Origin of the sequence: Bacteroides sp. AM54-2NS (assembly GCF_003602935.1) — a bacterium.
Lineage (GTDB): Bacteria > Bacteroidota > Bacteroidia > Bacteroidales > Bacteroidaceae > Bacteroides > Bacteroides xylanisolvens.
The window spans coordinates 45,462-72,425 of sequence record NZ_QTMZ01000005.1 but is presented as its reverse complement, the minus strand read 5'-3'; the positions used below and the strand labels follow the sequence as shown (position 1 = coordinate 72,425).

Sequence of the window (26,964 nt, the reverse complement as noted above, 5' to 3'; positions counted from 1 at the left end):
AATGATTTTTGTACGGTTTTGACGCATTTTAGAACCTTTCTGTCTTAAAAAGGATGCATCTTTGTTTCCTGAATAATAACCACGAAAAACTGTATAATTAATGAACTTTAGAAGATTTTCTTTTTGGGTATTAAGCTGTGTGTTCAGTATTAGCATGGCAGGATGTAAATCAGGTAAAAGTAACAATCAGAAGGAAGCAATTACCGATAGTGTATGGACAAAGTCAAAGGTTATTGAGACTATTAAGAAGGTAAATGACTATTGGCAGGCGGAGAATCCAGAACCGGCATTTGCCTTTTGGCATCCGGCTGCTTATCATACCGGAAATATTGCAGCTTATGAAGTAACCGGTAATGAGACTTACAAGAAGTATTCGGAAGCATGGGCTGAAAAGAACCAATGGAAGGGGGCTACTTCTGATGATAAATCCAAGTGGAAATATAATTATGGTGAAACGATGGAACATGTTCTCTTTGGAGATTGGCAAATTTGCTTCCAGACTTATATTGACTTGTATAACATGGACCGTGAGCCGGCAGAGTATAAAATAGCCCGTGCCAAGGAAGTGATGGAATATGAAATGTCAACTCCCAATAATGACTATTGGTGGTGGGCAGACGGATTGTATATGGTAATGCCGGTGATGACCAAACTTTATAAGGTTACAGATAATCAGCAATATTTGGATAAACTCTATGAGTACTTTACTTATGCTAAAAACCTCATGTATGATGAGGAAAGTGCCCTGTTTTATCGCGATGGAAAATATATCTACCCGAAACATAAGACAAATCAAGGATTGAAAGACTTTTGGTCTAGGGGTAACGGTTGGGTGTTTGCTGGTTTGGCGAAGGTTTTGCAAGACTTACCCGAAAATGATGTACATCGTACTGAATATATTACCATATACCAAGCTATGGCTAAATCATTGGCTGCTGCACAACAGGAAGAAGGATACTGGACCCGTAGTTTGTTGGATCCGGTGCAGGCTCCGGGACGTGAAACAAGTGGGACAGCTTTCTTTACCTATGGGTATCTTTGGGGGGTGAATAATGGATTTTTGGATAAATCAACTTATGAACCTGTTATAAAACAAGGTTGGAAATACTTGACTGAAATAGCCTTGCAACCCAATGGAAAGATAGGCTATGTACAACCAATTGGTGAAAGGGCAGATCAACATAAGAATGTCGGACCGGAAACGACTGCGGACTTTGGGGTAGGAGCTTTCCTGTTGGCGGGTTCTGAAATGGTGAAATATCTGAATAATTAAAATTGTTTTTTATATTTGAATGTAATGATGAAAAATAAAAATATCCTGGTCTTTATTTTATTGTGTGTGTTCAGCACAGTAACTTATGCTAAAAAGGGGAAGGTAGAAAAGGAAATCAGTGACCGTGAATATTGGGCACAGATGGCATATAAGATTGCTGCTCCTGTATTGAGTAATATGAGCAAAGGGGAGTTGAAGAAAAATATGCAGGTAGAGATCAGTCCAACATGGGATGGACGCAGTAAGGATGTGACCTACATGGAGTGTTTCGGGCGTCTGATGTCTGGTATTGCTCCCTGGCTTTCTTTGCCGGATGATGATACGGAAGAAGGTAAAATGCGCAAGCAATTGCGTGAATGGGCTTTGAAGAGTTATGCACATGCTGTTGACCCGGATAGCCCTGATTATCTTTTATGGAGAAATGAAGGGCAGCCTTTGGTGGATGCGGCTTATATTGCCAGTAGTTTTCTTCGTGCTAAAAAGCAGCTTTGGGAACCATTGGATGACGTGACAAAACAACGATATATTAAAGAATTTCAGTTGTTGCGTCGGATTGATCCTCCATACACAAACTGGCTATTGTTTTCAGCTATGATTGAATCTTTTCTGATGGAAGCCGGAGAACAATACGATTTGTTCCGTATTCATACAGCTGTTAGAAAAGCAGAAGAGTGGTATGTAGGTGATGGCTGGTATTCGGATGGAGAAACTTTTGCATTCGATTATTATAATAGTTATGTGATTCAACCTATGTTTGTACAAGTAATGCAGACTGTGAACGATCATAAAGTAATATTGCATGACCGTAGTTTGGAGATGCAAAAGAAAACAGAAGATTTGGCTAAGAAACGCATGCAGCGTTTCGGAATGATTTTGGAACGTTTTATATCTCCTGAAGCATCTTTTCCGGTATTCGGTCGTTCGATGACTTATCGTTTGGGAGTTTTTCAGCCATTGTCAATGCTTTGCTGGAAAGAAATGCTGCCCGAAGAACTTCCGGAAGGCCAGGTACGTAATGCTTTAACTTGCGTCATGAAACGTTTGTTTGCTGTTGATGGTAATTTCAATGAGAAAGGATTTTTGCAATTAGGCTTTGCCGGGCATCAGACCGGGCTAGCGGATTGGTATAGTAATAATGGAAGTATGTATATTACGTCAGAGGTATTCCTTCCATTAGGACTTCCTATTAATCATTCCTTTTGGACTTCAGCTCCTCAAGATTGGACTTCCCAAAAGGCATGGAGTGGGCATGAATTTCCCAAGGATCATGCAATACATTATTAAATGAAGAAATTTTTATTTACTATAGGACTGTTGGCTGTCTCTTTTGCAACTCTGTGGGGACAATTCAAATATGTGAAAGTGGATGCGCCATTTTCAATGAAGCCAATAAAAGAGTTTATATATCCTGATCAAGATTTCTCCATTGTAAATTATGGTGCTGTAAAAGGAGGAGAGGCGGATGTTTCTGATGCAATTGCGGGTGCTATAGCTGCTTGTAATCAGGCAGGAGGCGGGAGAGTAGTTATACCTGAAGGAGAATGGTTGACCGGACCAATCCATTTCAAGAGTAATGTAAACTTGTATTTGGCTGAAGGGGCAGTACTGCGTTTTACGGATAGTCCTTCTCATTATTTGCCAGCCGTAATGACGTCTTGGGAGGGGATGGAATGTTATAACTATTCACCTTTGATTTATGCTTTTGAGTGCAAGAATGTGGCTATTACAGGGACAGGTATGTTAAGGCCGAAGATGGATTGTTGGAGAAAGTGGTTTGCCCGTCCTAAGGCTCACATGGATGCACTTAGAAAGTTGTATACGATGGCGTCCAAAGATGTGCCTGTTGAAAAACGGCAGATGGCTGTAGGCGAGAACCATCTTCGTCCGCATCTGATACATTTTAATCGTTGTGAGAATGTGCTGCTTGATAGCTTTAAGATTCGTGAAAGCCCATTCTGGACGATTCATATGTATATGTGCAATGGTGGAATCGTACGTAATTTGGATGTTAAAGCGCATGGGCACAATAACGACGGTATTGATTTGGAGATGACTCGTAATTTTTTAGTAGAGGATTGTACCTTTGACCAAGGTGATGATGCAGTGGTAATTAAGGCCGGTCGTAATCGTGATGCCTGGAGACTGAACACTCCGACTGAAAATATTGTAATTCGTAATTGTAATATTTTGGAAGGACATACTTTATTAGGGATTGGCAGTGAGATTTCAGGTGGTATTCGCAATGTGTATATGCATGATTGTAAGGTTCCACAATCTGTACGACGACTTTTCTTTGTGAAGACAAATCATAGGCGAGGAGCGTTTATTGAGAATATTCACATGGAAAATATAAGAACCGGGCATGTGCAACGTGTACTAGAAATAGATACAGATGTGCTCTATCAGTGGAGAGAGCTTGTTCCTACTTATGAAGAACGTATTACTCGTATTAATGGTATTTATTTGAGAAATGTGATTTGTGATTCTGCTGATGCAATATATGAGTTAAAGGGGGACGCTAAATTACCTATAAGGAATGTAGTTATAAAAGACGTACATGTGGATAAGGTAAAAGATTTTGTAAAAAAAGTCCATAACGTTAAGAACGTAAAGGAGGATAATGTGGCGTACGGTTCATTGAGGGAATGAATGGCTATTGTATTATGATGACAGATTTAAAAAATTACACTAACTAACCTTTATTATATATGTTGGTCCCGTCGATATTGTAAAATGTATTGGCGGGATTTTTTATAATGAATAAAAAACACTGCAAAAAAGCAATATTTAGGCTGTGTTGAATGAATATTGTCCTGTTTTGACTGATTTGAAGACTTTTGTGTGAGAAGAATATCTCATCTTTGCATCAGATTTAGTTTTCAATAGGTAATAGTTTTAGTTTTTAGGGTAATTGAATGAGATTGGTTTTCAAATTCGCTGTCGGTCTTAATGGGAACATTAGCCGATGGTGAATTTATAAAAGAGATTAATGTATCATGAAAACAATAGATTAGAAAATGAAGAAACCTTTATTGTATTTGCTTATTTTATTAGTGACTATTTTCAGCACTTCCTGTTCCCAATCTTCAAAGGAGAGATTTGAAATAGGGGACAAGACATTTTTACTTAACGGAAAACCGTTTGTGGTAAAAGCAGCCGAAATTCATTATCCCCGTATACCAAAAGAGTATTGGGAGCATCGTATCAAAATGTGTAAGGCATTAGGTATGAATACCATTTGTCTTTATGTCTTTTGGAATTTCCATGAGCCGGAAGAAGGAAAATATGACTTTACCGGTCAAAAAGATATTGCGGCTTTCTGCCGGCTGGCGCAGGAAAACGGAATGTATGTGATCGTTCGTCCCGGGCCGTATGTTTGTGCAGAGTGGGAGATGGGTGGATTACCTTGGTGGTTGTTGAAGAAGAAAGACATCAAACTTCGTGAACAGGATCCGTATTATATGGAGCGGGTGAAATTGTTTATGAATGAAGTGGGTAAACAGCTTACCGATCTTCAGATTAGTAAAGGTGGCAATATCATTATGGTACAGGTTGAGAATGAATATGGATCATTCGGAATAGACAAACCATACATTGCCGAAATACGTGATATTGTAAAGCAAGCAGGTTTCACAGGAGTTCCTTTATTCCAATGTGACTGGAATTCGAATTTTGAGAATAATGCATTGGATGATTTGCTTTGGACAATCAACTTTGGTACAGGAGCCAATATTGACGATCAGTTTAAGCGTTTACAAGAACTTCGTCCTGATGTTCCGTTGATGTGTAGTGAGTTTTGGTCCGGATGGTTCGATCATTGGGGAGCGAAGCATGAGACACGTAGTGCGGAGGATTTGGTAAAAGGAATGAAAGAAATGCTTGACCGGAATATTTCATTTAGTTTGTATATGACTCATGGAGGTACTAGTTTCGGACATTGGGGAGGAGCAAATTTCCCTAATTTCTCTCCGACGTGTACGTCTTATGATTATGATGCTCCCATCAATGAATCAGGAAAAGTCACTCCCAAATATTTTGAGGTACGCAATTTGTTAAGCAATTATTTATCCGAAGGCGAGTCATTGCCGGAAATTCCGGATTCTGTTCCGACTATTGCCATTCCGTCATTCAAGTTGGATGAAGTGGCAATACTGTTTGATAATTTGCCGGAGCCAAAGATTAGTGAAAACATTCAGTCAATGGAGGCGTTCGATCAGGGATGGGGAAGTATTTTGTACCGGACTACACTGCCGGCCTCTAAAGAAGAACAGACGTTGACAATCACAGAGGCTCATGACTGGGCGCAAGTTTTTCTGGATGGCAAGAAGTTAGCTACGTTGAGTCGTTTAAAAGGTGAAGGTACGGTTATTCTTCCTCCAATGAAAGAAGGGGCCCAGCTGGATATTTTGGTAGAAGCAATGGGGCGTATGAATTTTGGTAAAGGCATTTATGATTGGAAGGGTATCACTGAAAAAGTGGAAGTCCAGTCGAATAATGGTGTTATTACTTCATTGAAGAACTGGAAAGTTTATAATATTCCGGTTGATTATGCTTTTGCGCAAAATAAGAAATTTGTAAAACAGGATAATCCCCAGAAATATCCTGCCTACTATCGGGGAACCTTTACGTTGGACAAAACTGGTGATACATTCTTGAATATGACTAACTGGAGTAAAGGTATGGTTTGGGTGAACGGTTATGCTATTGGACGTTACTGGGAAATTGGGCCACAACAAACCTTATATGTGCCGGGATGTTGGTTGAAGAAAGGAGAGAATGAAGTGATTATATTGGATATGGCTGGTTCTGTACAGCCACAGACAGAAGGATTACAACAACCTGTTCTTGACAACCTGCGTGTACATGGTGCTGCTTATGCGCATCGTAAGGTTGGTGAGAATTTGGATTTGACAGGAGAAAAACCTGTTTATGAAGGGACTTTTAAATCCGGTAATGGTTGGCAGCATGTGAAATTTGGAAAGGAAGTGGAAACTCGTTTCTTTTGCCTTGAAGCATTGAATGCTTATGATGGAAAAGACTTTGCAGCTATTGCAGAATTAGAATTGTTAGGAGCCGATGGTAAACCTTTGTCACGTCAGCATTGGAAGGTTATTTATGCAGATAGTGAGGAAACTGAAGAGGCAAATAACATTGCAACGAACGTGTTTGACTTACAGGAATCTACTTTCTGGCATACTAGCTACTCTTCAGCTGCTAAACATAAATTTCCACATCAGATTGTGATTAATCTTGGTGAGGATAAGATAGTCACGGGATTTTCTTATTTGCCAAGAGCGGAAGCCGACAAGACGGGAATGATAAAGGATTATCGGGTATATTTGAAGATGACGCCTTTTAAACTTTAAGAAAGGGTAATTATATGTTTGTGATACGTACTTGAGATATTTAAGTCAAAGGTTAATTATTAAGTTTGTTCATTAAGTTATAGGAAAGTAAAAGAATAACTTCCACGTGAGTGAAGGTTTTCTTTTACTTTTCTTTTTTTATAATAGTTGAAATCATAAAGTAGCTTACTTTTGTTCTTTCTCTTATATTATATAATCTAAAATAACTAGTGATGCAAAAAATGAATAAAAATGGATTTAGCCAATGTGCCAGAGCGTACATTGAGCGTTTGCGAAAAGAAGGGCGATATTCTACCGCTCATGTTTATAAGAATGCTCTTTTTTCTTTTAGTAAGTTTTGTGGAACAGGTAACATATCGTTCAGGCAAGTCACCCGGGAGTGTTTACGATGCTATGGACAGCATCTTTACGGGTCCGGATTAAAGCTCAATACGGTTTCTACTTATATGCGTATGTTGCGTAGTATCTATAATCGGGGAGTAGAAGCGGGAAGTGCCCCTTATGTTCCCCGGTTGTTTCATGATGTCTATACAGGCGTGGATATCCGGCAAAAGAAAGCATTGCCTGTGACCGAATTGCACAAACTACTGTATGAGGACCCGAAATCCGAACGTTTGCGTCGTACGCAGACGATTGCAGCTCTGATGTTTCAGTTCTGTGGAATGTCATTCGCGGATTTGGCGCATTTGGAGAAATCGGCTTTAGACCGGAATGTGCTTCAATATAACCGTATCAAGACTAAAACACCTATAAGCCTGGAAATTCTGGAAAGTGCAAAAGAGATGGTGAATCAGCTTCGAAGCAATAAACCCGCTCTTCCTGATTGTCCCGACTATTTATTCGATATTCTGCATGGTGATAAGAAGCGGAAAGATGAAAAAGCATATAAAGAATATCAGTCTGCTCTTCGTCGTTTTAATAATTCTTTGAAGGATTTGGCGAGAGTGTTGCGCCTGAACTCACCCGTTACTTCATATACCTTCCGACATTCTTGGGCCACTACTGCCAAGTATCGCGGAGTTCCGATTGAAATGATTAGTGAATCGCTGGGACACAAATCTATTAAAACCACACAAATATATCTGAAAGGCTTTGGATTAAGAGAACGCACAGAAGTGAATAGAAAGAATTTATCTTACGTTAAAAATTACAATGTAAGTAGGTGATAGATAGGCAAAACTTTAATAATCAGTATTTAAATGTATCCGTTACTTCTTAGGTAACGGAATCAAATGTGACGCAAAGATAGACAAAAATATAAATAGCAAACAAATATTCTCCCATTTTTTTTCGTTTTATCTGATGCATACGGCAAAAAAAAAATCTGAACATGAAATAATCATATCTTCATGCCCTCTGATTTATATGTCCTGTCTTAAAAAGAATTTCCCCCTTCGCTAAAGGCAAAAACTCTTCTACCACTGTAATTGTCGATGTTTTTCTCTGTTCTCATTCCGATTGGTCTTGATTGTGTGTTTTCCGTTACCTAAGAAGTAACGGAATTATATAAGGTAAAAATAGTGGATTAATCAAAAAAGTTTTGAGAATATCTCTATTTAAAAGTATAACATACAAATAAAGATGAAACAAACTAAAGCGGCTTTTAGGAATAAGCCATTTATTTCGTTAAAAGGTAGTATTCTATTTCTGATACTCATTCCGATGAGCGGTCTGGTTCACGCGCAATATTCCATGGGAACAACGGGACAGTTGATGATTCCTACCGCTGAAATGCAGGAGACCGGTACCTTTATGGGAGGAGTCAATTTCTTACCCGAGCAAGTTACTCCATCGGTTTTCAGTTTTCCTACCATGAACTATTTTGTAGATATGACTCTTTTCTCTTTTATCGAATTCACTTACCGGATGACATTACTCAAAATGACAACCGGTACAGGCAGGACGGGTTATCATAATCAGGACCGTTCTAATACGATTCGTATTCGTCCGCTAAAAGAAAGTCGCTATTTCCCAGCTGTTGTGATTGGTGGAGATGATCTTTTGACAGAGAAGAAGACTCCATATTGGGGAGCTTATTATGGTGTGTTGACAAAGACTATCGGATTTCGTTCGGGAGACCAATTGGCTGTAACGGCCGGATGGTATATTCATCAAGGTGATTGTCGTGTATTTAATAAAGGACCTTTCGGAGGTGTCCGCTATACGCCTTCTTTTTGCAAAGAATTGAAGTTGATGGTGGAATATGATACGCGTGGATGGAATATGGGTGCTGCCATGCGCTTTTGGAAGCATTTGTCCGTCAATGTGTTTACTCGTGAATTTACATGTGTTTCCGCCGGTCTGCGGTATGAATGTACATTAATGCATTAAAAGAAGATGAAAAGGATTGTTAGTGCGACCGCTGTTTTTCTCTGTGGTATTTCTTTGTTACAGGCACAGCCAGTTCGTGTGAGTGAGACACTGAAAGAGTTGGATATGGAGAATATTTCAGTTGTGGAGAAAAGGGACACGATAACTGCGGCTTTTGAGACCTCTGCTTATAGGGGTATTTATAATGGAATCGGTATTGCCATACGTCATTTGGTCGCTATACCGGAAATACCGACTTTGCAGCTACTTATATTAGATAATGCCTTACCACAATTATGCATAACCATCCCTGCAGAATTGATTCAAAAATATCAAGCTGGTGAATGTGCGTTGGATGAAGTGTATCGCAAGATGGGGATGACTACTTCTACCGAAACTGCTGTACGGCAGCTGAAAGGCGTAAAACGAAAAGAAAGTTCTTTCGGTAAGGTCGATTTGGTAGTATATCCCAACGTGATGTTAGTCAATAATGTAACTTATAAGTTGTATAAAGCGGCTCTCGAGTTGCAACCTGCCGTGGAAATGCAATTATGGAAAGGCGCCTCGCTACGGATGCAGGTTTCTTTGCCTATTGTAAGTAATGAAGATGGCAAGTGGAACTGCGTTCGCTTGGGATACATGACTTTTCGTCAGGATTTTCGCTTGGCTAATCATTGGAAAGGATACCTCACAGGCGGTAGTTTCTCGAATGACCGTCAAGGACTTGCAGCAGACATCGGCTATTTTTCAGCAAATGGTCGGTGGACGGTAGAAGGTGGAGGAGGAATAACCGGCTCTGCTCATTTCTATGGTAGCGAATGGAAAATGAGTCAATGGAAAAGAGTCAATGGACAAATTAGTGTAGGATATTATATTCCGGAAGTGAATACCTTGGTGAAAGTAGAAGGAGATCGCTTTATTTATGGTGATTATGGAGTACGCGGAACTCTTTCACGCTACTTCGGCGAATATATTGTAGGTATATATGGTATGTATACAAATGGAGCAACGAATGCAGGATTCAACTTTTCTATTCCATTACCGGGAAAGAAACGCAGGCGACATCTGCTACGGGTAATGCTTCCCGAATATTTTGCTTTTCAGTATGATATGCGTAGCGGGAATGAATATGCCCATCGTTCGTTGGGCGAAAGTTATAGTGTTGAACCTAAGTCGGCAGAGAATTCACATTTCTGGCAGCCGGATTATATTCGATATTATTTGATTAAAACGAGTGAGAAGTGAAACATGATTGATATTTTAACTAGTATTTTTAACAAAATTGAAACATTATGAAAAGTGTAAAATGGTTTTATGTGGGTGCCATGGCGATAGCCTTGGGTATGTTAACTTTTGCGACAGTAGCCTGTCACGATGATGATGACGATCCGAAACCGGCAGAAGGGGAAGTAATTGAAACTCCAAAACCGGTAGTGGAGTATTACATTATGGGTACGGTGACTTCTGGGGGAGAAGCAATGAATGGGGTAAAGGTAAAAGTGGGTAGTAAAAATTACACAACCGACTCGAATGGTAAGTTCTCTGTTACAGAAAGTGCTACAGGTACTTATAGTATTGAAGCGTCTTCTAATGGATATCTTTCACAGAAAACGTCAGTTGTCATTGCAGAGAATGCAGAGAATCGTAGTGTGGTAACGGTAGCTCTGGCTCTGACAAAGGAGAGTCGGAAAGAAACGGTGTCAGTAACTGCAGAAGAAGAAATTAAAGTAGAGGATAATAGTGAATCTAATACTACCATTGAAGATCCGGGAGAAGTTGCTCCGGAAGCAGTGGTAGAGGATAAACCACTCGTGAAAGTCGAATTGGCAATACCGGCAGGTGCAATTGATACAGAAGCTAGTGCAAGCCTTATTAGTGATGGGAATGTTGGCATTAGTGTAACAACCTTTGTTCCTGCTCCTGCAGAAGTGACTACTGAAGTGAAGGCTGAAGAAGTGAATCAAAATGTAGAAAAAAGCATACCTTTAGCTGCTGCTAAATTTGAACCGTCTGGTTTGAAATTTAAAAATGATGTTACGATTTCTATTCCTAATCCTATCCCTGGAATAACATTTGCTGATGCTGATATGATACTTACTTATCAGAATCCAGATACAGGAGAATGGGGAGATGCAAAAGATAATGATGGAAATGTAATTAAAAATATATCTTCTACTACAGAAAATGGAGCTGTCACTGCATATACAGCCCAAGTCGATCACTTCTCTGCTTATGCTATAGAAAATAAAGTATACAGCAAGATTAGTAATGAAACTGTGACAACTAATATTCTAGGACAAGCTAGTCGTGATAATAGCGAGAATGCTAAAGCAGTGACTGGTATTGAACTGAAATATAAGGAAAAGTCTGGTTGGGACTATGATAAGAATGATGCTGGTCTTGTTGCTGAAGTTAAATCGCAATTAGGAGCTACTACTAGTGAGAGCGATACAAAAACGGTGAATGCAATGGTTGCTTTCATGAAACTCGTATGTTCTCATTAATGGGATCGGTATCTGGCATTACGGAAACTGAACGTGTTTATAACACTGTAAATGTAAACGGATACACCACTATGAGTTATACTTGCTATGCAAAAGCTCGTACTACCACGTTGACGGCTAATGTAAAGTTTAATGGTCAAAACAAGACGGTTTCGATTACAGCAACTCGTTATACCGGAACGGATCATCAATATAAGACGGTTACTTATAATCCGACACATAGCGGCGGTAAGGGTGGTAGTATTTAAGATGTTTTATAGTAAGGGGGGGATTCGTTTGTAGCATTGAATCCCTGCCTTAGCCGATTAGGAAAGAGTACAGAGGTACATCTTTACCTAATCGGGGCCACGCATCAGATTTTATTTTGATGCACATTTCCCTGAATATCAACTGTCTGTGAAGATCGTTGATATGATTTGAAACGATTCATTGAATCGATATGTAATATTTTTAATAAAACCCTTTTGAATATGTTCCTTTTTTAATAAACCCTTTGGAGCATGTTCATATAGAGTATAGAGGGAGGAGATCACTGTGAAGCGGTCTCCTCTTTTGCTTTTTGAAAATATTGTATTACGCGAAGTAGTATTGCTAAAATCTGTCTTCCTTGGAGTGTTATTATATTCTTTTTGACTAGATTTGACTAGAAGTAATACCCTAAATTCACAAAACAACTTCCTTTGTCCGTCTGATTGGAATATCCCAACGATATTTCCAATGGTCCGAAGATGCTGTCCATTCCATAACCTGCACTAACACCGAATAATTGCTTGCCTTTCAATATATCGAAGAAATTGCTATCCGTTAGCCCGTAATTACCCGTCAGCGTGAGATAATGAATGGCTCCCATACGTTGTCTGAATTTAATAGACGCAATCATGATGGTGTTATCCATCAATTCCAGATTGGTGACCCCGGCAAACGGTAATTGCTGTGGAATATAGAAACCGGGTACGTCACCGCCAATGGCATTTTGCAGCGGATAAGGAAAATCTCTTCCGATCAGGATACGTCCATAAATGGAAGGAATGACGGAGAAACGGCGGGTCACAGGGATGACACTTGCCCACGAAGCATTCAATGCTGAAAATGGAGCGTGGTCGTTGTATTGTGCCATGTTATCCGTATAAAGCGAATAGGCAGCTCTGAAGTCACTTCCTTTAGAAGGGAAGCGTCCTTTATCATAAGTATTATATTGCACTTGGGCAAAATAACTTAGAAAATGTTCCGATTCCACTTTCAGATCGGAGATTTCAGGTTTCTTGAACAGGAAATCTTTGTACTTGTAATATTCAAAACGCAGACCGAGTCCGAAGCGGAAATTCTTGTACCATACATCGGAGAAACCGAATTCTGCCAGATGATATTTATACGTTGTATTATAGGCACGGTCACCTTCCTCGTAAATGTTGATATCGTTGTATTGGAACATATACGAGAAGTTGAAATTACGTTGCTGCATGGGTTCCAGCGTATAGTCTATGCGGGCAGCATATCGTTTACCCAATCGACCGGTAAGAGCCAGGCGGGAAGGAATATGAGTTTTGAGGTCTGCCGTTGCATTCACCAACAAAGACGCGATTTCTTCCGAATCGAAACGGATGCCCAGATTGATTCTTCTTTCGTATTTTTCCTGCAACAGGAAGTTGAGGTGATAACCTTCAGGAGTCTCTTTCAATGTATAGCTGGCACTGGAATAGGATTGGCTGCCACGTAATTGATACAAGGCCTGTTCTATTTGTTGAGTGGTAATGTCACTGTTTTCTTTCAGATTACATTTCTTCATCAGCCATTTTTTATCATCCACCTCTACACCGGAAAATGAGATGTCCGTCACATAAACTGTGCGTGCATTGGAAAGAGAAGAATAAGGGCCATGTTGCTTCGGAGTATAATCTTCGGTTATTCCTATCTTCTTTTTCAAGGCAAGCAACGAATTCCATTGTTCTTTAGCCGCTTCTTCGCCTCTTCGCATCAGAGTGTCGATGGCTGCCGGGGTAAAACTGGCAGATGAATATCCCTCCACATTGACACGGATATAAGTGTCTGTGAGGTCTACATTCTTTTCGTGGTTAGACTGGCAGGTGATGTCTACAATCTGTCCCAGAATATCGGGGACGCTGTTGAGCTTGTCAGCCTTCTTCAAAGCATTCTGCACGTCTACTCCGATAATAATATCGGCTCCCATGGCTTTCACAACATCTGCCGGATAGTTGTTTACAATGCCGCCGTCCACTAATACCATGCTGTCTTGCCGTACCGGAGTAAATACACCCGGAATAGCCATACTGGCACGCATAGCGGTTGAGAGTATTCCGTCATGGAATACAATTTGCTCTCCATTGACAACATTGGCTGCCACACAAGCAAAAGGAATGGGAAGTTTATTAAAGTTGATGGAGTCATGATACCCCACAGTGAGATCTGAAAATAGGTTAGCCAGATTTTGCCCTTTCATGAGTCCTCCGGCAGCAGCATCCTTGGGAGTTTTGGTGAAAGGGATAGAGACTGTATATTTTTCAGACCGTTCACGATCAGTCAATGACATGGCACTTCGTTTGATACGGTCGCTCAACAGGAATGTCCAATCTTGTTTCCGTACCATGCTGTCCAATTGTTCCGTAGTATAACCGATGGCATAAAGGCCACCTACGATAGCTCCCATACTGGTACCGGCTATGTAGTCGATAGGGATTCCGGCTTCCTCAATTACTTTCAGTGCTTTGATGTGTGCCATTCCTTTGGCACCGCCGCCGCTTAGAACGACACCTACCTTTTTCCTTTGCTCTTGAGAATGCAAAGAAAAAGGCAATAAGATGCCAATTGATAAAACTAATGTTGAAAAGATTTGTTTTTTCATTAGGATGTGGTCTAGTGTTGATGTTTAATATAATACAAATGTAGAGCATAATTTGTTTAGTTGTTGAAATGGGAACTAAAAAAAATGTTCCAAAAGTCGGAAATGTGGATTTTTTCTACACCATACAGTGAATTTCCACACTTTCTGCAAAACGAAGAAATATCTAATGCTTTGATTTTAAGCAAATAATGCAGGTAACGCATTTTTGGTATATGAGTTGTAAATAAGGATATAGAACAAACATAAGTTAAATTAAATAATAAGATTCGATATGAGATTATTCTTTTCGAAACATGAGTTGAAACTGAGGAGAAAGAGAACCATTGCTGCTATTATATGTATGGTAGTTGTGTTGGGTGTGTACTGGATACTGACCCGACCTCAGAAGGCTGCGCCGGAAATGCCGACAGTCATTGTTGAACCGGTAGTGAAAGACGACGTAGAGATATACGGGGAATATGTGGGGCGTATTCGTGCCCAACAGTTCGTCGAAGTACGTGCCCGTGTGGAAGGTTATCTGGAAAATATGCTTTTTGCCGAAGGGACATATGTCAATAAGAATCAGGTTTTGTTTGTAATCAACCAGGACCAGTATCGTGCCAAAGCAGATAAAGCCAGAGCGCAATTGAAAAAAGACGAAGCGCAGGCTTTGAAAGCGGAACGTGATTTAAAACGTATCCGTCCGTTGTTTGAACAGAACGCTGCGAGCCAGTTGGACTTGGATAATGCGGAAGCCGCTTATGAAAGTGCCGAGGCAACGGTAGCCATGAGCGAGGCGGATTTGGCACAGGCTGAACTGGAATTGGGTTATACCATTGTTCGTTCGCCCTTATCGGGACACATTAGTGAAAGAAATGTGGACTTGGGTACGTTAGTCGGCCCCGGAGGAAAATCATTGCTTGCTACCATTGTGAAGAGTGATACAGTGTTGGTGGATTTCAGTATGACAGCACTCGATTATTTGAAGAGTAAAGAAAGAAACATTAATTTGGGACAGCAGGATTCCACCCGTTCCTGGCAGCCGAATATTACCATTACATTGGCGGATAATACCGTCTATCCATTTAAAGGATATGTGGATTTTGCCGAACCGCAAGTCGATCCTCAAACCGGAACTTTCTCTGTACGTGCAGAAATGCCGAATCCGAAACAAGTATTGTTGCCGGGACAATTTACAAAGGTAAAGTTGTTGCTGGATGTTCGTGAAGGTGCGCTTGTTGTTCCGATGAAAGCCGTTACCATCGAAAAGGGTGGAGCATATATTTATACCATGCGCAAAGATAATGCGGTAGAGAAACGTTTTATCGAATTAGGACCGGAAGTCGGGAATAATGTGGTGGTAGAAAGAGGACTGGCAGAAGGAGAAATGGTGGTTGTAGAAGGGTTCCATAAGTTGGCTCCGGGCATGAAAGTACGGGTCAGTGATCCGGAAGCCGAAGCTGGGGACAGTATAACTACGACAAAAAATGAAGTGACCGGAGTAAAAGAAAACACTACCGGAACGAAGGATAACGCGAAAGGAGAATAAACGATGAAAGTTACTTTTTTTATAGATAGGCCGGTCTTCTCGGCCGTAATCTCCATCGTGATTGTGATTGTCGGCATTATTGGCCTGACGATGCTTCCGGTGGATCAATATCCGCAGATTACCCCTCCGGTGGTGAAGATCAGCGCATCCTATCCGGGTGCCAGCGCACTTACTGTGTCGCAGGCAGTAGCCACTCCGATTGAGCAGGAAATAAATGGTACGCCGGGTATGCTTTATATGGAATCAAACAGTTCTAACTCCGGAGGTTTTTCGGCAACGGTCACTTTTGATGTATCTGCCGATCCGGATTTGGCAGCCGTTGAGATTCAGAACCGTGTAAAACTGGCGGAATCCCGTCTGCCGGCGGAAGTCATTCAGAATGGTATTTCGGTAGAAAAACAGGCTCCCAGTCAGTTGATGACGCTTTGTTTGACTTCTACTGATCCGAAGTTCGACGAAATTTATTTGAGTAACTTTGCTACTATCAACGTGCTCGATGTAATTCGCCGTATTCCTGGGGTTGGACGTGTATCTAATATCGGTAGCCGCTATTATGCGATGCAGATATGGGCGCAACCCGATAAGTTGGCAAACTTTGGGCTGACCGTACAGGATTTACAGAATGCATTGAAGGATCAGAACCGTGAATCGGCAGCCGGCGTATTGGGGCAACAACCGGTACAGGGACTGGATATTACCATTCCTATTACGACTCAAGGACGTTTGTCTACCGTAGGGCAGTTTGAAGATATTGTAGTGCGTGCCAATGCCAACGGATCTATTATCAGGTTGAAAGACGTGGCGCGTGTATCGTTGGAGGCTTCTTCCTATAACACGGAAAGTGGTATCAACGGCGAGAATGCCGCTGTGCTTGGCATTTATATGTTGCCGGGAGCAAATGCGATGGAAGTAGCCGAGAGGGTAAAAGAGGCTATGGATGAAATTAGCAAGAATTTTCCGGAAGGATTGAGCTATGAGATTCCGTTCGATATGACGACTTATATTTCCGAATCTATTCATGAAGTATATAAGACGTTGTTTGAAGCGTTGGTATTAGTTGTATTGGTGGTTTATCTATCCTTGCAGAGCTGGCGTGCAACGTTGATTCCGGTAGTAGCGGTGCCTATTTCATTGATCGGTACTTTCGGATTCATGTTGATTTTCGGTTTCTCGCTGAATATACTGACATTACTCGGATTGATTCTTGCCATCGGTATTGTTGTGGATGATGCGATTGTGGTAGTGGAAGGCGTAGAACATATCATGGAAACGGAACATCTAAGTCCATACGAAGCAACGAAGAAAGCGATGAACGGACTTGCCAGTGCTTTGATTGCTACATCACTGGTATTGGCGGCAGTGTTCGTTCCGGTTAGTTTTTTAAGTGGGATTACAGGGCAATTGTATCGCCAGTTTACGGTGACGATTGTGGTGTCCGTACTTATTTCTACGGTAGTGGCTCTGACATTGAGCCCGGTGATGTGTTCATTGATTCTGAAGCCGGATAATGGAAAGAAAAAGAATATTGTTTTCCGGAAGATTAATGAATGGCTGGGCATCGGTAGCAATAAATATGTGGCTGCTGTAACTCGCACCATCAAGCATCCTCGCCGGGTTTTGAGTGCTTTTGGTATGGTATTGATCGCTATTATGCTGATTCACCGCATTATTCCGACCAGTTTCTTGCCTGTGGAAGATCAGGGATATTTCAAGATTGAATTGGAACTGCCGGAAGGAGCTACTTTGGAACGTACCCGTATCGTAACAGAACGTGCCATTGCTTATTTGGAAAAGAATCCATATATTGAATATATACAGAACGTAACGGGAAGTAGTCCGCGTGTTGGAAGTAACCAGGGACGTGCTGAACTGACGGTGATCCTGAAACCTTGGGAAGAGCGGAAGAACACCACTATTGAGAAGATTATGGATACGGTGGAAAAACATTTGAGGGAATATCCTGAATGTAAAGTCTATCTGTCCACTCCTCCGGTTATTCCGGGACTGGGTAGCTCGGGAGGTTTTGAAATGCAATTGGAAGCCCGTGGAGAAGCCACTTTCGATAATTTGGTAGACGCGGCAGATACATTAATGTACTACGCATCCAAGCGCAAAGAACTGGCTGGTCTGTCATCTTCTTTGCAGTCGGAAATACCACAACTCTATTTCGATGTAGACCGTGACAAAGTAAAGATGCTGGGTGTGCCACTGGCTGATGTGTTCTCTACCATGAAGGCTTATACCGGTTCGGTGTATGTGAACGACTTTAATATGTTCAACCGTATATATAAGGTTTACATTCAGGCGGAAGCTCCTTACCGGGAACACAAAGACAATATCAATCTGTTCTTCGTGAAAGCCTCCAATGGAGCGATGGTACCATTGACTTCTTTAGGAAATGCCTCCTATACCACAGGACCGGGAAGTATTAAACGTTTCAATATGTTTACTACGGCCGTTATCCGTGGAGCAGCTGCACAGGGATATAGTTCCGGACAGGCGATGGAAATCATGGAGCAGATTGCCCGTGACCATCTTCCCGATAATATCGGTCTTGAATGGAGTGGCCTTTCTTATCAGGAGAAGCAGGCGGGAGGTCAGACAGGTATGGTGATGGCATTGGTATTCCTGTTCGTATTCCTCTTCCTTGCTGCACAATACGAAAGTTGGACGGTGCCTATTGCCGTGTTGCTCTCTTTACCTGTTGCCGCTTTGGGAGCCTATTTAGGAGTCTGGGTTTGCGGATTGGAGAACGATGTCTATTTCCAGATTGGTCTGGTAATGCTGGTGGGACTTGCTGCCAAGAATGCGATTTTGATTGTAGAGTTTGCAAAAGTACAGGTAGATAAAGGTGAAGACCTGGTGCAGTCGGCTATCTACGCAGCCAAATTGCGTTTCCGTCCGATTCTGATGACTTCTCTCGCATTCGTACTCGGTATGCTTCCGATGGTATTGGCAAGCGGTCCGGGGTCGGCAAGCCGGCAGGCAATCGGTACAGGTGTATTTTTCGGAATGATATTTGCCATTGTATTCGGTATCATTCTTGTGCCGTTCTTCTTTGTGATGGTGTATAAAACAAAGTCGAAAATTTTAAAACATAAGAAATAATGAAACGAAAGAAACTATATATTGCTATCCTGTTACTTGCCGGAGTCTTGACTTCCTGCAAGGTAGGGAAAAGCTATGTCCGCCCTGATCTTCATTTGCCCGACAGCTTGGAAAGAGCGCAAGACTCGATCAGCTTCGGCGATCAGGACTGGAGGGATATTTATACGGATGCTACCTTGAGAAGTCTGATAGAACGTGCACTGGATCACAACAAGGATATGCTGATTGCCGCTGCCCGTGTGAAAGAAATGGCAGCACAGAAACGTATTTCCACCGCTGCGTTACTTCCGGATATCAAAGGAAAAGTAACGGCAGAACGTGAACTTGAAAATCATGGAGGAGACGCTTTCAAGAGATCAGATACCTTTGAAGCACAATTTCTCGTTTCATGGGAACTCGATCTTTGGGGAAATCTGCGCTGGGCACGTTCGGCCAGTATTGCCGAATATCTGCAATCTATCGAGGCGCAACGCGCATTGCGGATGACGATTGTTGCTGAAGTGGCACAGGCTTACTATGAATTGGTTGCTTTAGATACAGAACTGGACATCGTAAAGCAAACATTAAAAGCCCGTGAAGAAGGAGTACGTCTGGCACGTATCCGGTTTGCCGGCGGGTTGACTTCCGAGACTTCCTATCGACAGGCACAGGTGGAATTGGCGCGTACGGCAACTTTGGTTCCTGACCTCGAACGTAAAATCTCCCTGAAAGAAAACGATATTGCCTATCTTGCCGGTGAATATCCTAATAAGATAGCCCGTTCTCGTTTGCTTCAGGAATTCAACTCTCCGGAAACACTTCCTGTTGGGTTGCCGTCTACATTATTGGAACGCCGTCCCGACATCCGTCAGGCAGAGCAGAAATTGATTGCTGCCAATGCGAAAGTGGGAGTGGCTTATACAAATATGTTTCCGCGTCTTGCCCTGACAGGTGGTTTCGGTAGTGAAAGTACTTCTTTGTCGGAACTTCTGAAATCTCCCTATGCAGTGATGGAAGGAGCTTTGCTGACTCCGATTTTTGGCTGGGGAAAGAACCGTGCGGCATTGAAAGCAAAAAAGGCAGCTTATGAGGCTGAAGTACATAGTTATGAAAAAGCCGTACTGGAAGCTTTCAAGGAAACACGTAATGCAATTGTCAATTTCAACAAGATCAAAGAAGTGTATGAACTTCGTGCCAATTTGGAACGTTCGGCCAAGAGCTACATGGACCTGGCACAACTGCAATACATCAATGGGGTTATTAATTATCTGGACGTATTGGATGCCCAACGTGGATATTTTGATGCACAGATTGGGTTGAGTAATGCTATCCGTGACGAGTTGATTGCGGTAGTTCAACTCTATAAGGCTCTTGGTGGAGGCTGGGAACAAAATCCCTAGAATTATCATATCGATTCACTCATTGAAGAAAACGTAAAGGCTATCTCCCACGCCGGGAGGTAGCCTTAATTTTTCTTTCTTCTTCTTTTTGTCTTAAAAACAACAACAGAAGAATTTTCATAATTCGGAAAAAAGTGCGAAATTTGCAACGCTTTTCAAGTTTGACAAGAAACTTACTAACACCTTTAAATAAAAAATTAAAGAAAATGACAAAAAGTGCATTGCAAATCGCAAGGGCTGCTTATCAGCCCAAACTTCCGAAAGCATTGGCATCAGGAGCTGTTAAGGCCGTAGCAGGTGCTGCTACTCAATCTGTAGCCGATCAGGAAGCTATCAAAGCATTATTTCCGAACACGTATGGAATGCCGTTGATTACATTCGAAGCTGGTGAAGCTGTTGCTCTTCCCGCTATGAACGTAGGTGTAATTCTTTCCGGTGGTCAGGCTCCGGGCGGACACAATGTAATCTCCGGTTTGTTCGACGGTATCAAGAAATTGAACCCGGAAAACAAATTATATGGTTTTATCCTAGGTCCTGGTGGTCTGGTAGATCATAACTATATGGAACTGACTGCTGATATTATCGACGAATACCGTAACACAGGTGGTTTCGATATCATCGGTTCCGGACGTACGAAGCTGGAAGCAGAAAGCCAGTTCGAAAAGGGATATGAAATCATCAAAGAACTTGGCATCAAAGCATTGGTTATCATCGGTGGTGACGACTCTAACACAAATGCTTGTGTATTGGCTGAATACTATGCAGCTAAGAACTACGGTGTACAGGTAATCGGTTGCCCGAAAACAATCGACGGTGACTTGAAGAACGATATGATTGAAACTTCTTTCGGTTTCGATACAGCATGTAAGACTTATGCAGAAGTAATCGGTAACATCCAACGTGACTGTAACTCTGCACGTAAATACTGGCACTTCATCAAGTTGATGGGTCGTTCGGCTTCTCACATCGCACTGGAATGTGCTTTGCAGGTACAGCCTAACGTGTGTATCGTTTCTGAAGAAGTAGAAGCTAAAGATATGTCTTTGGACGATGTAGTGACTTACATCGCTAAAGTGGTAGCTGACCGTGCTGCACAGGGAAACAACTTTGGTACTGTATTGATTCCGGAAGGATTGGTAGAATTCATTCCTGCCATGAAACGCCTGATTGCTGAATTGAACGACTTCCTGGCTGCTAATGCTGAAGAATTCGGTCAGATTAAGAAATCTCACCAACGTGATTATATCATCCGCAAACTTTCTCCGGAAAATTCTGCTATCTACGCAAGTCTGCCGGAAGGTGTTGCCCGCCAGTTGACTTTGGATCGTGACCCGCACGGAAACGTTCAGGTATCACTGATCGAAACAGAAAAACTGTTGTCTGAAATGGTGGCTACCAAATTGGCTTCATGGAAAGAAGCAGGCAAGTATGTTGGTAAATTTGCTGCTCAACACCACTTCTTCGGTTATGAAGGACGTTGTGCTGCTCCGTCAAACTTTGACGCTGACTATTGCTACTCTCTGGGTTACACAGCCTCTATGTTGATTGCTAACGGTAAGACTGGTTATATGTCTTCTGTACGTAACACAACAGCTCCTGCTGCTGAATGGATTGCTGGTGGTGTGCCTATCACTATGATGATGAACATGGAACGTCGCCACGGTGAAATGAAACCGGTTATTCAGAAAGCATTGGTGAAACTGGATGGTGCTCCTTTCAAGGCATTTGCTGCGCAACGTGATCGTTGGGCTATCGAAACGGATTATGTATATCCGGGTCCGATCCAGTACTTCGGTCCTACAGAAGTTTGCGACCAGGCAACTAAGACTTTGCAGCTGGAACAAGCTAAATAAATACACTTCAGAGCAGTTGTTGATGTAACAGTTGCAATAACAGCTGCAATGAAAGATTCTTTCAGGCACGGATTACACGGACTACACGGTTTATAAGAAATAACTAAAAAACCGTGTTAATTCGCGTAATCCGTGCCTATCTCTAAAAACATTGATCGTTTAAAGTAAATGCCGCAACGCAACAACCCGATGTCTGCCGTACAGAAGAAAAGAACTGTTTCCATTACCAAGAAAAAGGGAACGACCTCTTCTTCCAAAACTTCCCGTACCTCAAAAAAGGAACAGATGAAGCATCGAACTGTGATGCCTGTCTGGATTCGTAACATTTTGGCAGTGGTGATTGTCGGTTGTTTTTCCGTTGTATTCTACTATTTTTTTATCCGTCCTTATGCTTATCGATGGAAACCTTGTCATGGTTTAAAGGAATACGGAGTTTGTATCCCTGACGGATATGATATTCATGGTATTGACATTTCTCATTATCAGGGAAAGATTGATTGGAAAAGACTGTTGCAGAATAAAGAGACGGCTACTCCTTTGCATTTCGTTTTTATGAAAGCTACAGAAGGAGGAGACCATAACGATACTACCTTTGAGGCGAACTTCGCCAATGCCCGTAACCATGGATTTATCCGTGGTGCTTATCATTTTTATATTCCTGGTACGGATGCTTTGAAACAGGCGGACTTCTTTATTCGTACGGTGAAACTGGACACGGGTGATTTACCTCCCGTACTTGATGTGGAAGTGACCGGGCGGAAGGAAAAAAAGGAATTGCAGCAAGGCATTAAACGCTGGCTGGACCGGGTGGAATCTCATTATGGAGTGAAACCTATTCTTTATACTTCTTATAAATTTAAAACCCGTTATCTGGACGATTCCATCTTCAATACATACCCTTACTGGATTGCCATTATTATGTTGACTCTGTAAAATATCAGGGGAAATGGGACTTTTGGCAACATACTGATGTGGGAAGTGTTCCCGGCATCAAAGAAGACGTAGACCTGAACGTGTTCAATGGCTCGTTAGAGGAACTTAAAAAGCTGACAATTAAGTAACAGGTATTTCTTTTCCTAACAACTTATCTCTTCTCTCATTTGTTATAATCGTATTATTACTAAAAAAGATACGATTATGAATTTTGATATAGCTATTATTGGTGGTGGTCCTGCCGGGTACACAGCTGCCGAACGGGCAGGGGCCAACGGATTAAAAGCCGTTCTTTTTGAGAAAAAGGCAATGGGTGGAGTGTGTCTCAATGAGGGGTGTATTCCTACTAAAACTTTGTTATATTCTGCTAAAATACTGGATAGCATCAAAAGTGCTTCCAAATATGGCGTTTCTGCCGAATCTCCTTCGTTCGATTTATCCAAGATTATGAGCCGCAAAGACAAAACAGTGAAAATGTTGACGGGTGGCGTGAAGATGACTGTGAATTCTTACGGAGTGACGATCGTGGAGAAAGAAGCTTTTATAGAAGGAGAGAAAGAGGGGATGATCCGCATCACCTGTGATGGAGAAACCTATTCCGTGAAATACTTGCTGGTATGTACCGGCTCCGATACAGTGATTCCTCCCATACCGGGATTGTCGGGAGTCAGTTATTGGACTTCCAAGGAGGCGTTGGAGATAAAAGAACTTCCCAAGACGCTGGTTATTATTGGCGGTGGAGTGATCGGGATGGAATTTGCTTCTTTCTTTAACAGCATGGGAGTAAAGGTGCATGTGGTAGAAATGATGCCGGAGATTTTGGGAGCGATGGATAAGGAAACGAGCGGTATGCTTCGCGCCGAATATGCCAAACGGGGAGTCACTTTCTATTTGAATACGAAAGTAGTGGAAGTGAACGCTCATGGAGTCGTGATAGAAAAAGAAGGCAAAGTTTCCGCTATTGAAGCGGAGAAAATCTTGCTTAGTGTAGGCCGTAAGGCAAATTTATCCAGAGTGGGGCTGGACAAGCTGAATATAGAATTGCATCGGAACGGGGTCAAAGTAGATGAACATCTGTTGACTTCGCATCCCCGCGTATATGCTTGCGGTGATATTACAGGTTATTCTTTATTGGCACATACCGCTATTCGTGAAGCGGAAGTCGCTATCAATCATATCTTGGGAGTGGAAGACGGATGAATTACGATTGTGTTCCGGGAGTTGTTTATACCAATCCCGAAGTGGCAGGAGTGGGAAAGACAGAAGAAGAATTGATAAAATCAGGACTTTCTTACCGTGTGTCCAAATTACCGATGGCTTATTCCGGTCGGTTCGTAGCCGAGAATGAACAGGGAAACGGCCTTTGTAAGTTGATTCAGGATGAAGAAGGGAAGATCATCGGTTGCCACATATTGGGAAATCCGGCGTCGGAACTCATAGTGATCGCAGGTATTGCTATTCAGAGAGGCTATACGGTGGAAGAATTTCAGAAGACTGTATTCCCGCATCCTACGGTCGGAGAGATTTATCACGAGATTATGTTTTAACTCTTATTCTGTCTGACCTATGATTCGATGTATCTATAGTCCGTTTACTGATATTTACTTTCACTTGGCTGCAGAAGAATATCTGTTGAAGCAGGGAAATGAAGACATTTTCATGCTTTGGCAGGACACTCCTTCTGTGGTAATAGGGAAGCATCAGCGGTTACGGTCGGAAGTCGATCAGGAATGGGCGGAACGGGAGCAGGTACATATTGCCCGTCGTTTTTCCGGTGGGGGAGCAGTGTACCATGATTTGGGTAATGTCAATCTGACTTTTATAGAAACGACTCCCCGCTTGCCGGAGTTTGTCACGTATTTGCAGCGGACGTTGGATTTCCTGAACTCTATGGGACTGATGGCAACAGGAGGCGAACGATTGGGGATTTATCTGAATGGATTGAAAATATCAGGAAGTGCGCAATGCCTGTACAAAGATCGGGTATTGTATCATTGCACGTTATTGTATGATACGGACCTCACAGCGTTGCATCAAGCATTGAATCCGGAACCGATGGCCGATGATGAAACGTTATCGTCTGTATACGCTGTTCCTTCCGTTCGGAGTGAGGTAACCAATATTCGCTGGCATTTGTCGGTGGGGACTGTCACTGATTTCAAAGAAAAGGCTTTTCAGTATTTCAGTAAGTCGCAATCTGTCAGTGCTTTCACTAAGGAGGAGATAGAAGCTGTCAATCAGCTCCGGGAAGAGAAATATATTCAGAAAGAGTGGATATATAGCCGTTGATGCTTGGTTGTGCCGATTGGCATCCGGTTAAAATTTACTTAACTTAAAACTTTCTATTTCAGCCCATTGTTGTAATATATCTAAGGTTGAATAATAAATTTACTGTCTATGTCAAAATTCGAAATAAAAATGCCTAAGTTAGGCGAGAGTATAACCGAAGGGACCATTGTCTCTTGGTCTGTAAAGGTGGGTGACATGATTCAGGAAGACGATGTGCTTTTTGAAGTGAATACTGCTAAAGTAAGTGCAGAAATCCCTTCTCCCGTAGCGGGAAAAGTGGTGGAGATTTTATATAAGGAAGGTGACACGGTAGCTGTAGGAACAGTTGTCGCCATTATTGATTTGGATGGCGAAGAATCATCCGGTACGGAGCCGGCAAGCGAAGGTGCCACAAACGAAGGAGCTGATGCCAGTCAGGTTGCCGCTGATGTTTCCGGAACATCACAATCAGCAGCAGACATTGCTAAGAGTCAATCAGTGAATACTGCATCACCCCCCGTTGATACATCCAAACCCGTTGCTGTTGAGGAAGAACGTTGGTATTCTCCTGTTGTGATTCAGTTGGCGCGGGAGGCTAAGATTCCGAAAGAAGAGTTGGATGCTATACAAGGTACGGGTTATGAAGGGCGATTGAGTAAGAAAGATATAAAAGACTATATTGAAAAGAAGAAAAGAGGAGATATGGCTGAACAGAAGCCAGCCTCTGCTGTTGTTGCTCCGGCTGCAAGCAAACCATCGGTGGCTGTTGCTCCCGAACCGATAACTCCGAAAACGTCTCCGGTTGCATCTGCCCCTGCTGCACAGTCGGCTGCTACTTCATCCAAATCGTCTGCTCCTGTTGCCATGCCTGGAGTTGAAGTGAAAGAGATGGATCGTGTCCGCCGGATTATTGCCGATCACATGGTTATGTCTAAGAAAGTATCTCCTCATGTAACCAATGTGGTAGAAGTGGACGTCACTAAGCTGGTGCGTTGGCGTGAAAAGAACAAAGATGCTTTCTTCCGTCGCGAAGGAGTGAAGTTGACTTATATGCCTGTGATAACCGAGGCCGTAGCGAAAGCATTGGCAGCCTATCCTCAAGTGAATGTGTCAGTAGACGGATATAATATCCTCTTTAAGAAACATATCAATGTAGGTATTGCTGTCTCTCTGAATGATGGAAATCTGATTGTGCCTGTGGTGCATGACGCCGATCGTTTGAATCTGAATGGTCTGGCAGTTGCCATTGACTCTTTAGCCCTGAAAGCAAGGGATAATAAATTAATGCCGGAAGATATTGATGGCGGTACATTTACCATTACCAATTTCGGAACGTTCAAGAGCCTGTTCGGTACACCGATTATTAATCAGCCGCAGGTTGCTATTTTGGGAGTAGGGTATATCGAGAAGAAACCTGCTGTGATAGAAACACCGGAAGGCGATACGATTGCCATCCGCCATAAAATGTATCTGTCTTTGTCTTATGACCATCGGGTAGTAGACGGAATGTTGGGAGGTAACTTCCTCCACTTTATAGCCGACTACCTCGAAAACTGGCAAGGCTGATAACTGATTGTTTCAC

14 protein-coding genes and 3 pseudogenes are annotated in these 26,964 nt (G+C 42.1%); 16 read left to right on the top strand and 1 reads right to left on the bottom strand.

The window, feature by feature from the left end; all coding sequences use genetic code 11:
• Positions 1 to 100 precede the first annotated feature (100 nt).
• The 8 genes and pseudogenes from DXA05_RS04545 to DXA05_RS04510 all read left to right on the top strand — a co-directional run bounded on the left by DXA05_RS04545 (position 101) and on the right by DXA05_RS04510 (position 11,701).
• Positions 101 to 1,273, top strand: a complete 1,173-nt coding sequence (locus tag DXA05_RS04545; RefSeq protein WP_128858841.1) for a glycoside hydrolase family 88 protein — start codon at positions 101 to 103, stop codon at positions 1,271 to 1,273.
• A gap of 24 nt (positions 1,274 to 1,297) precedes the next feature.
• Entirely contained in the window at positions 1,298 to 2,557 is a 1,260-nt protein-coding gene (locus DXA05_RS04540; protein ID WP_128858840.1) for a DUF2264 domain-containing protein, read from the top strand.
• A complete protein-coding gene (locus DXA05_RS04535) occupies positions 2,558 to 3,922 on the top strand; it encodes a glycoside hydrolase family 28 protein (protein ID WP_128858839.1) in 1,365 nt (454 codons plus the stop codon). It abuts the gene before it with no gap.
• Between the two features lie 368 nt (positions 3,923 to 4,290).
• Positions 4,291 to 6,639: a beta-galactosidase gene (locus DXA05_RS04530; protein ID WP_128858838.1), complete on the top strand. Its 2,349-nt coding sequence runs from the start codon at positions 4,291 to 4,293 to the stop codon at positions 6,637 to 6,639.
• A 212-nt stretch (positions 6,640 to 6,851) separates the two neighbouring features.
• On the top strand, positions 6,852 to 7,805 hold the full coding sequence (locus tag DXA05_RS04525; protein ID WP_128858837.1) for a tyrosine-type DNA invertase cluster 3b: 954 nt from the start codon (positions 6,852 to 6,854) through the stop codon (positions 7,803 to 7,805).
• 415 nt (positions 7,806 to 8,220) lie between these two features.
• A complete protein-coding gene (locus tag DXA05_RS04520) occupies positions 8,221 to 8,970 on the top strand; it encodes a YjbH domain-containing protein (protein ID WP_004325599.1) in 750 nt (249 codons plus the stop codon).
• 6 nt (positions 8,971 to 8,976) lie between these two features.
• A complete protein-coding gene (locus DXA05_RS04515) occupies positions 8,977 to 10,194 on the top strand; it encodes a hypothetical protein (protein ID WP_128858836.1) in 1,218 nt (405 codons plus the stop codon).
• Positions 10,195 to 10,241: 47 nt separating this feature from the next.
• Positions 10,242 to 11,701 (top strand): annotated as a pseudogene (locus DXA05_RS04510) (carboxypeptidase-like regulatory domain-containing protein).
• A 395-nt stretch (positions 11,702 to 12,096) separates the two neighbouring features.
• Here DXA05_RS04510 and DXA05_RS04505 read toward each other — a convergent pair.
• Entirely contained in the window at positions 12,097 to 14,313 is a 2,217-nt protein-coding gene (locus DXA05_RS04505) for a patatin-like phospholipase family protein (RefSeq protein WP_128858835.1), read from the bottom strand.
• A gap of 271 nt (positions 14,314 to 14,584) precedes the next feature.
• On the opposite strand from DXA05_RS04505, the gene DXA05_RS04500 reads away from it, so the two are divergent.
• The 8 genes and pseudogenes from DXA05_RS04500 (at position 14,585) to DXA05_RS04465 (ending at position 26,948) form a co-directional block, all read left to right on the top strand.
• Positions 14,585 to 15,841: an efflux RND transporter periplasmic adaptor subunit gene (locus DXA05_RS04500; RefSeq protein ID WP_128858834.1), complete on the top strand. Its 1,257-nt coding sequence runs from the start codon at positions 14,585 to 14,587 to the stop codon at positions 15,839 to 15,841.
• 3 nt (positions 15,842 to 15,844) lie between these two features.
• A complete protein-coding gene (locus tag DXA05_RS04495; protein ID WP_008643983.1) occupies positions 15,845 to 18,949 on the top strand; it encodes a multidrug efflux RND transporter permease subunit in 3,105 nt (1,034 codons plus the stop codon).
• Positions 18,949 to 20,328 carry an efflux transporter outer membrane subunit gene (locus DXA05_RS04490; RefSeq protein ID WP_008643984.1) on the top strand — a complete coding sequence of 460 codons (1,380 nt, stop codon included), beginning with the start codon at positions 18,949 to 18,951 and terminating at the stop codon, positions 20,326 to 20,328. Before DXA05_RS04495 ends, DXA05_RS04490 begins: the two co-directional genes overlap by 1 nt.
• Before the next feature lie 206 nt (positions 20,329 to 20,534).
• The gene (locus tag DXA05_RS04485) at positions 20,535 to 22,181 is read left to right on the top strand and encodes a diphosphate--fructose-6-phosphate 1-phosphotransferase (protein WP_004314973.1); all 1,647 of its coding nucleotides are present in this window, start codon (positions 20,535 to 20,537) and stop codon (positions 22,179 to 22,181) included.
• 168 nt (positions 22,182 to 22,349) lie between these two features.
• Positions 22,350 to 23,242 (top strand): annotated as a pseudogene (locus DXA05_RS04480) (glycoside hydrolase family 25 protein).
• A 76-nt stretch (positions 23,243 to 23,318) separates the two neighbouring features.
• Positions 23,319 to 24,661: pseudogene (gene lpdA, locus DXA05_RS04475) on the top strand (dihydrolipoyl dehydrogenase).
• A 19-nt stretch (positions 24,662 to 24,680) separates the two neighbouring features.
• Positions 24,681 to 25,403, top strand: a complete 723-nt coding sequence (locus DXA05_RS04470; protein WP_128858833.1) for a lipoate--protein ligase family protein — start codon at positions 24,681 to 24,683, stop codon at positions 25,401 to 25,403.
• 108 nt (positions 25,404 to 25,511) lie between these two features.
• Complete coding sequence (locus DXA05_RS04465; protein WP_128858832.1) at positions 25,512 to 26,948, top strand: dihydrolipoamide acetyltransferase family protein; 1,437 nt, start codon at positions 25,512 to 25,514, stop codon at positions 26,946 to 26,948.
• The last annotated feature ends 16 nt before the right edge of the window (positions 26,949 to 26,964 follow it).

Coding starts and splice junctions, on each gene's coding strand:
- DXA05_RS04545 (WP_128858841.1), top strand. CDS start 101: ATGAACTTTAGAAGATTTTCTTTTTGGGTATTAAGCTGTGTGTTCAGT.
- DXA05_RS04540 (WP_128858840.1), top strand. CDS start 1,298: ATGATGAAAAATAAAAATATCCTGGTCTTTATTTTATTGTGTGTGTTC.
- DXA05_RS04535 (WP_128858839.1), top strand. CDS start 2,558: ATGAAGAAATTTTTATTTACTATAGGACTGTTGGCTGTCTCTTTTGCA.
- DXA05_RS04530 (WP_128858838.1), top strand. CDS start 4,291: ATGAAGAAACCTTTATTGTATTTGCTTATTTTATTAGTGACTATTTTC.
- DXA05_RS04525 (WP_128858837.1), top strand. CDS start 6,852: ATGCAAAAAATGAATAAAAATGGATTTAGCCAATGTGCCAGAGCGTAC.
- DXA05_RS04520 (WP_004325599.1), top strand. CDS start 8,221: ATGAAACAAACTAAAGCGGCTTTTAGGAATAAGCCATTTATTTCGTTA.
- DXA05_RS04515 (WP_128858836.1), top strand. CDS start 8,977: ATGAAAAGGATTGTTAGTGCGACCGCTGTTTTTCTCTGTGGTATTTCT.
- DXA05_RS04505 (WP_128858835.1), bottom strand. CDS start 14,313: ATGAAAAAACAAATCTTTTCAACATTAGTTTTATCAATTGGCATCTTA.
- DXA05_RS04500 (WP_128858834.1), top strand. CDS start 14,585: ATGAGATTATTCTTTTCGAAACATGAGTTGAAACTGAGGAGAAAGAGA.
- DXA05_RS04495 (WP_008643983.1), top strand. CDS start 15,845: ATGAAAGTTACTTTTTTTATAGATAGGCCGGTCTTCTCGGCCGTAATC.
- DXA05_RS04490 (WP_008643984.1), top strand. CDS start 18,949: ATGAAACGAAAGAAACTATATATTGCTATCCTGTTACTTGCCGGAGTC.
- DXA05_RS04485 (WP_004314973.1), top strand. CDS start 20,535: ATGACAAAAAGTGCATTGCAAATCGCAAGGGCTGCTTATCAGCCCAAA.
- DXA05_RS04470 (WP_128858833.1), top strand. CDS start 24,681: ATGATTCGATGTATCTATAGTCCGTTTACTGATATTTACTTTCACTTG.
- DXA05_RS04465 (WP_128858832.1), top strand. CDS start 25,512: ATGTCAAAATTCGAAATAAAAATGCCTAAGTTAGGCGAGAGTATAACC.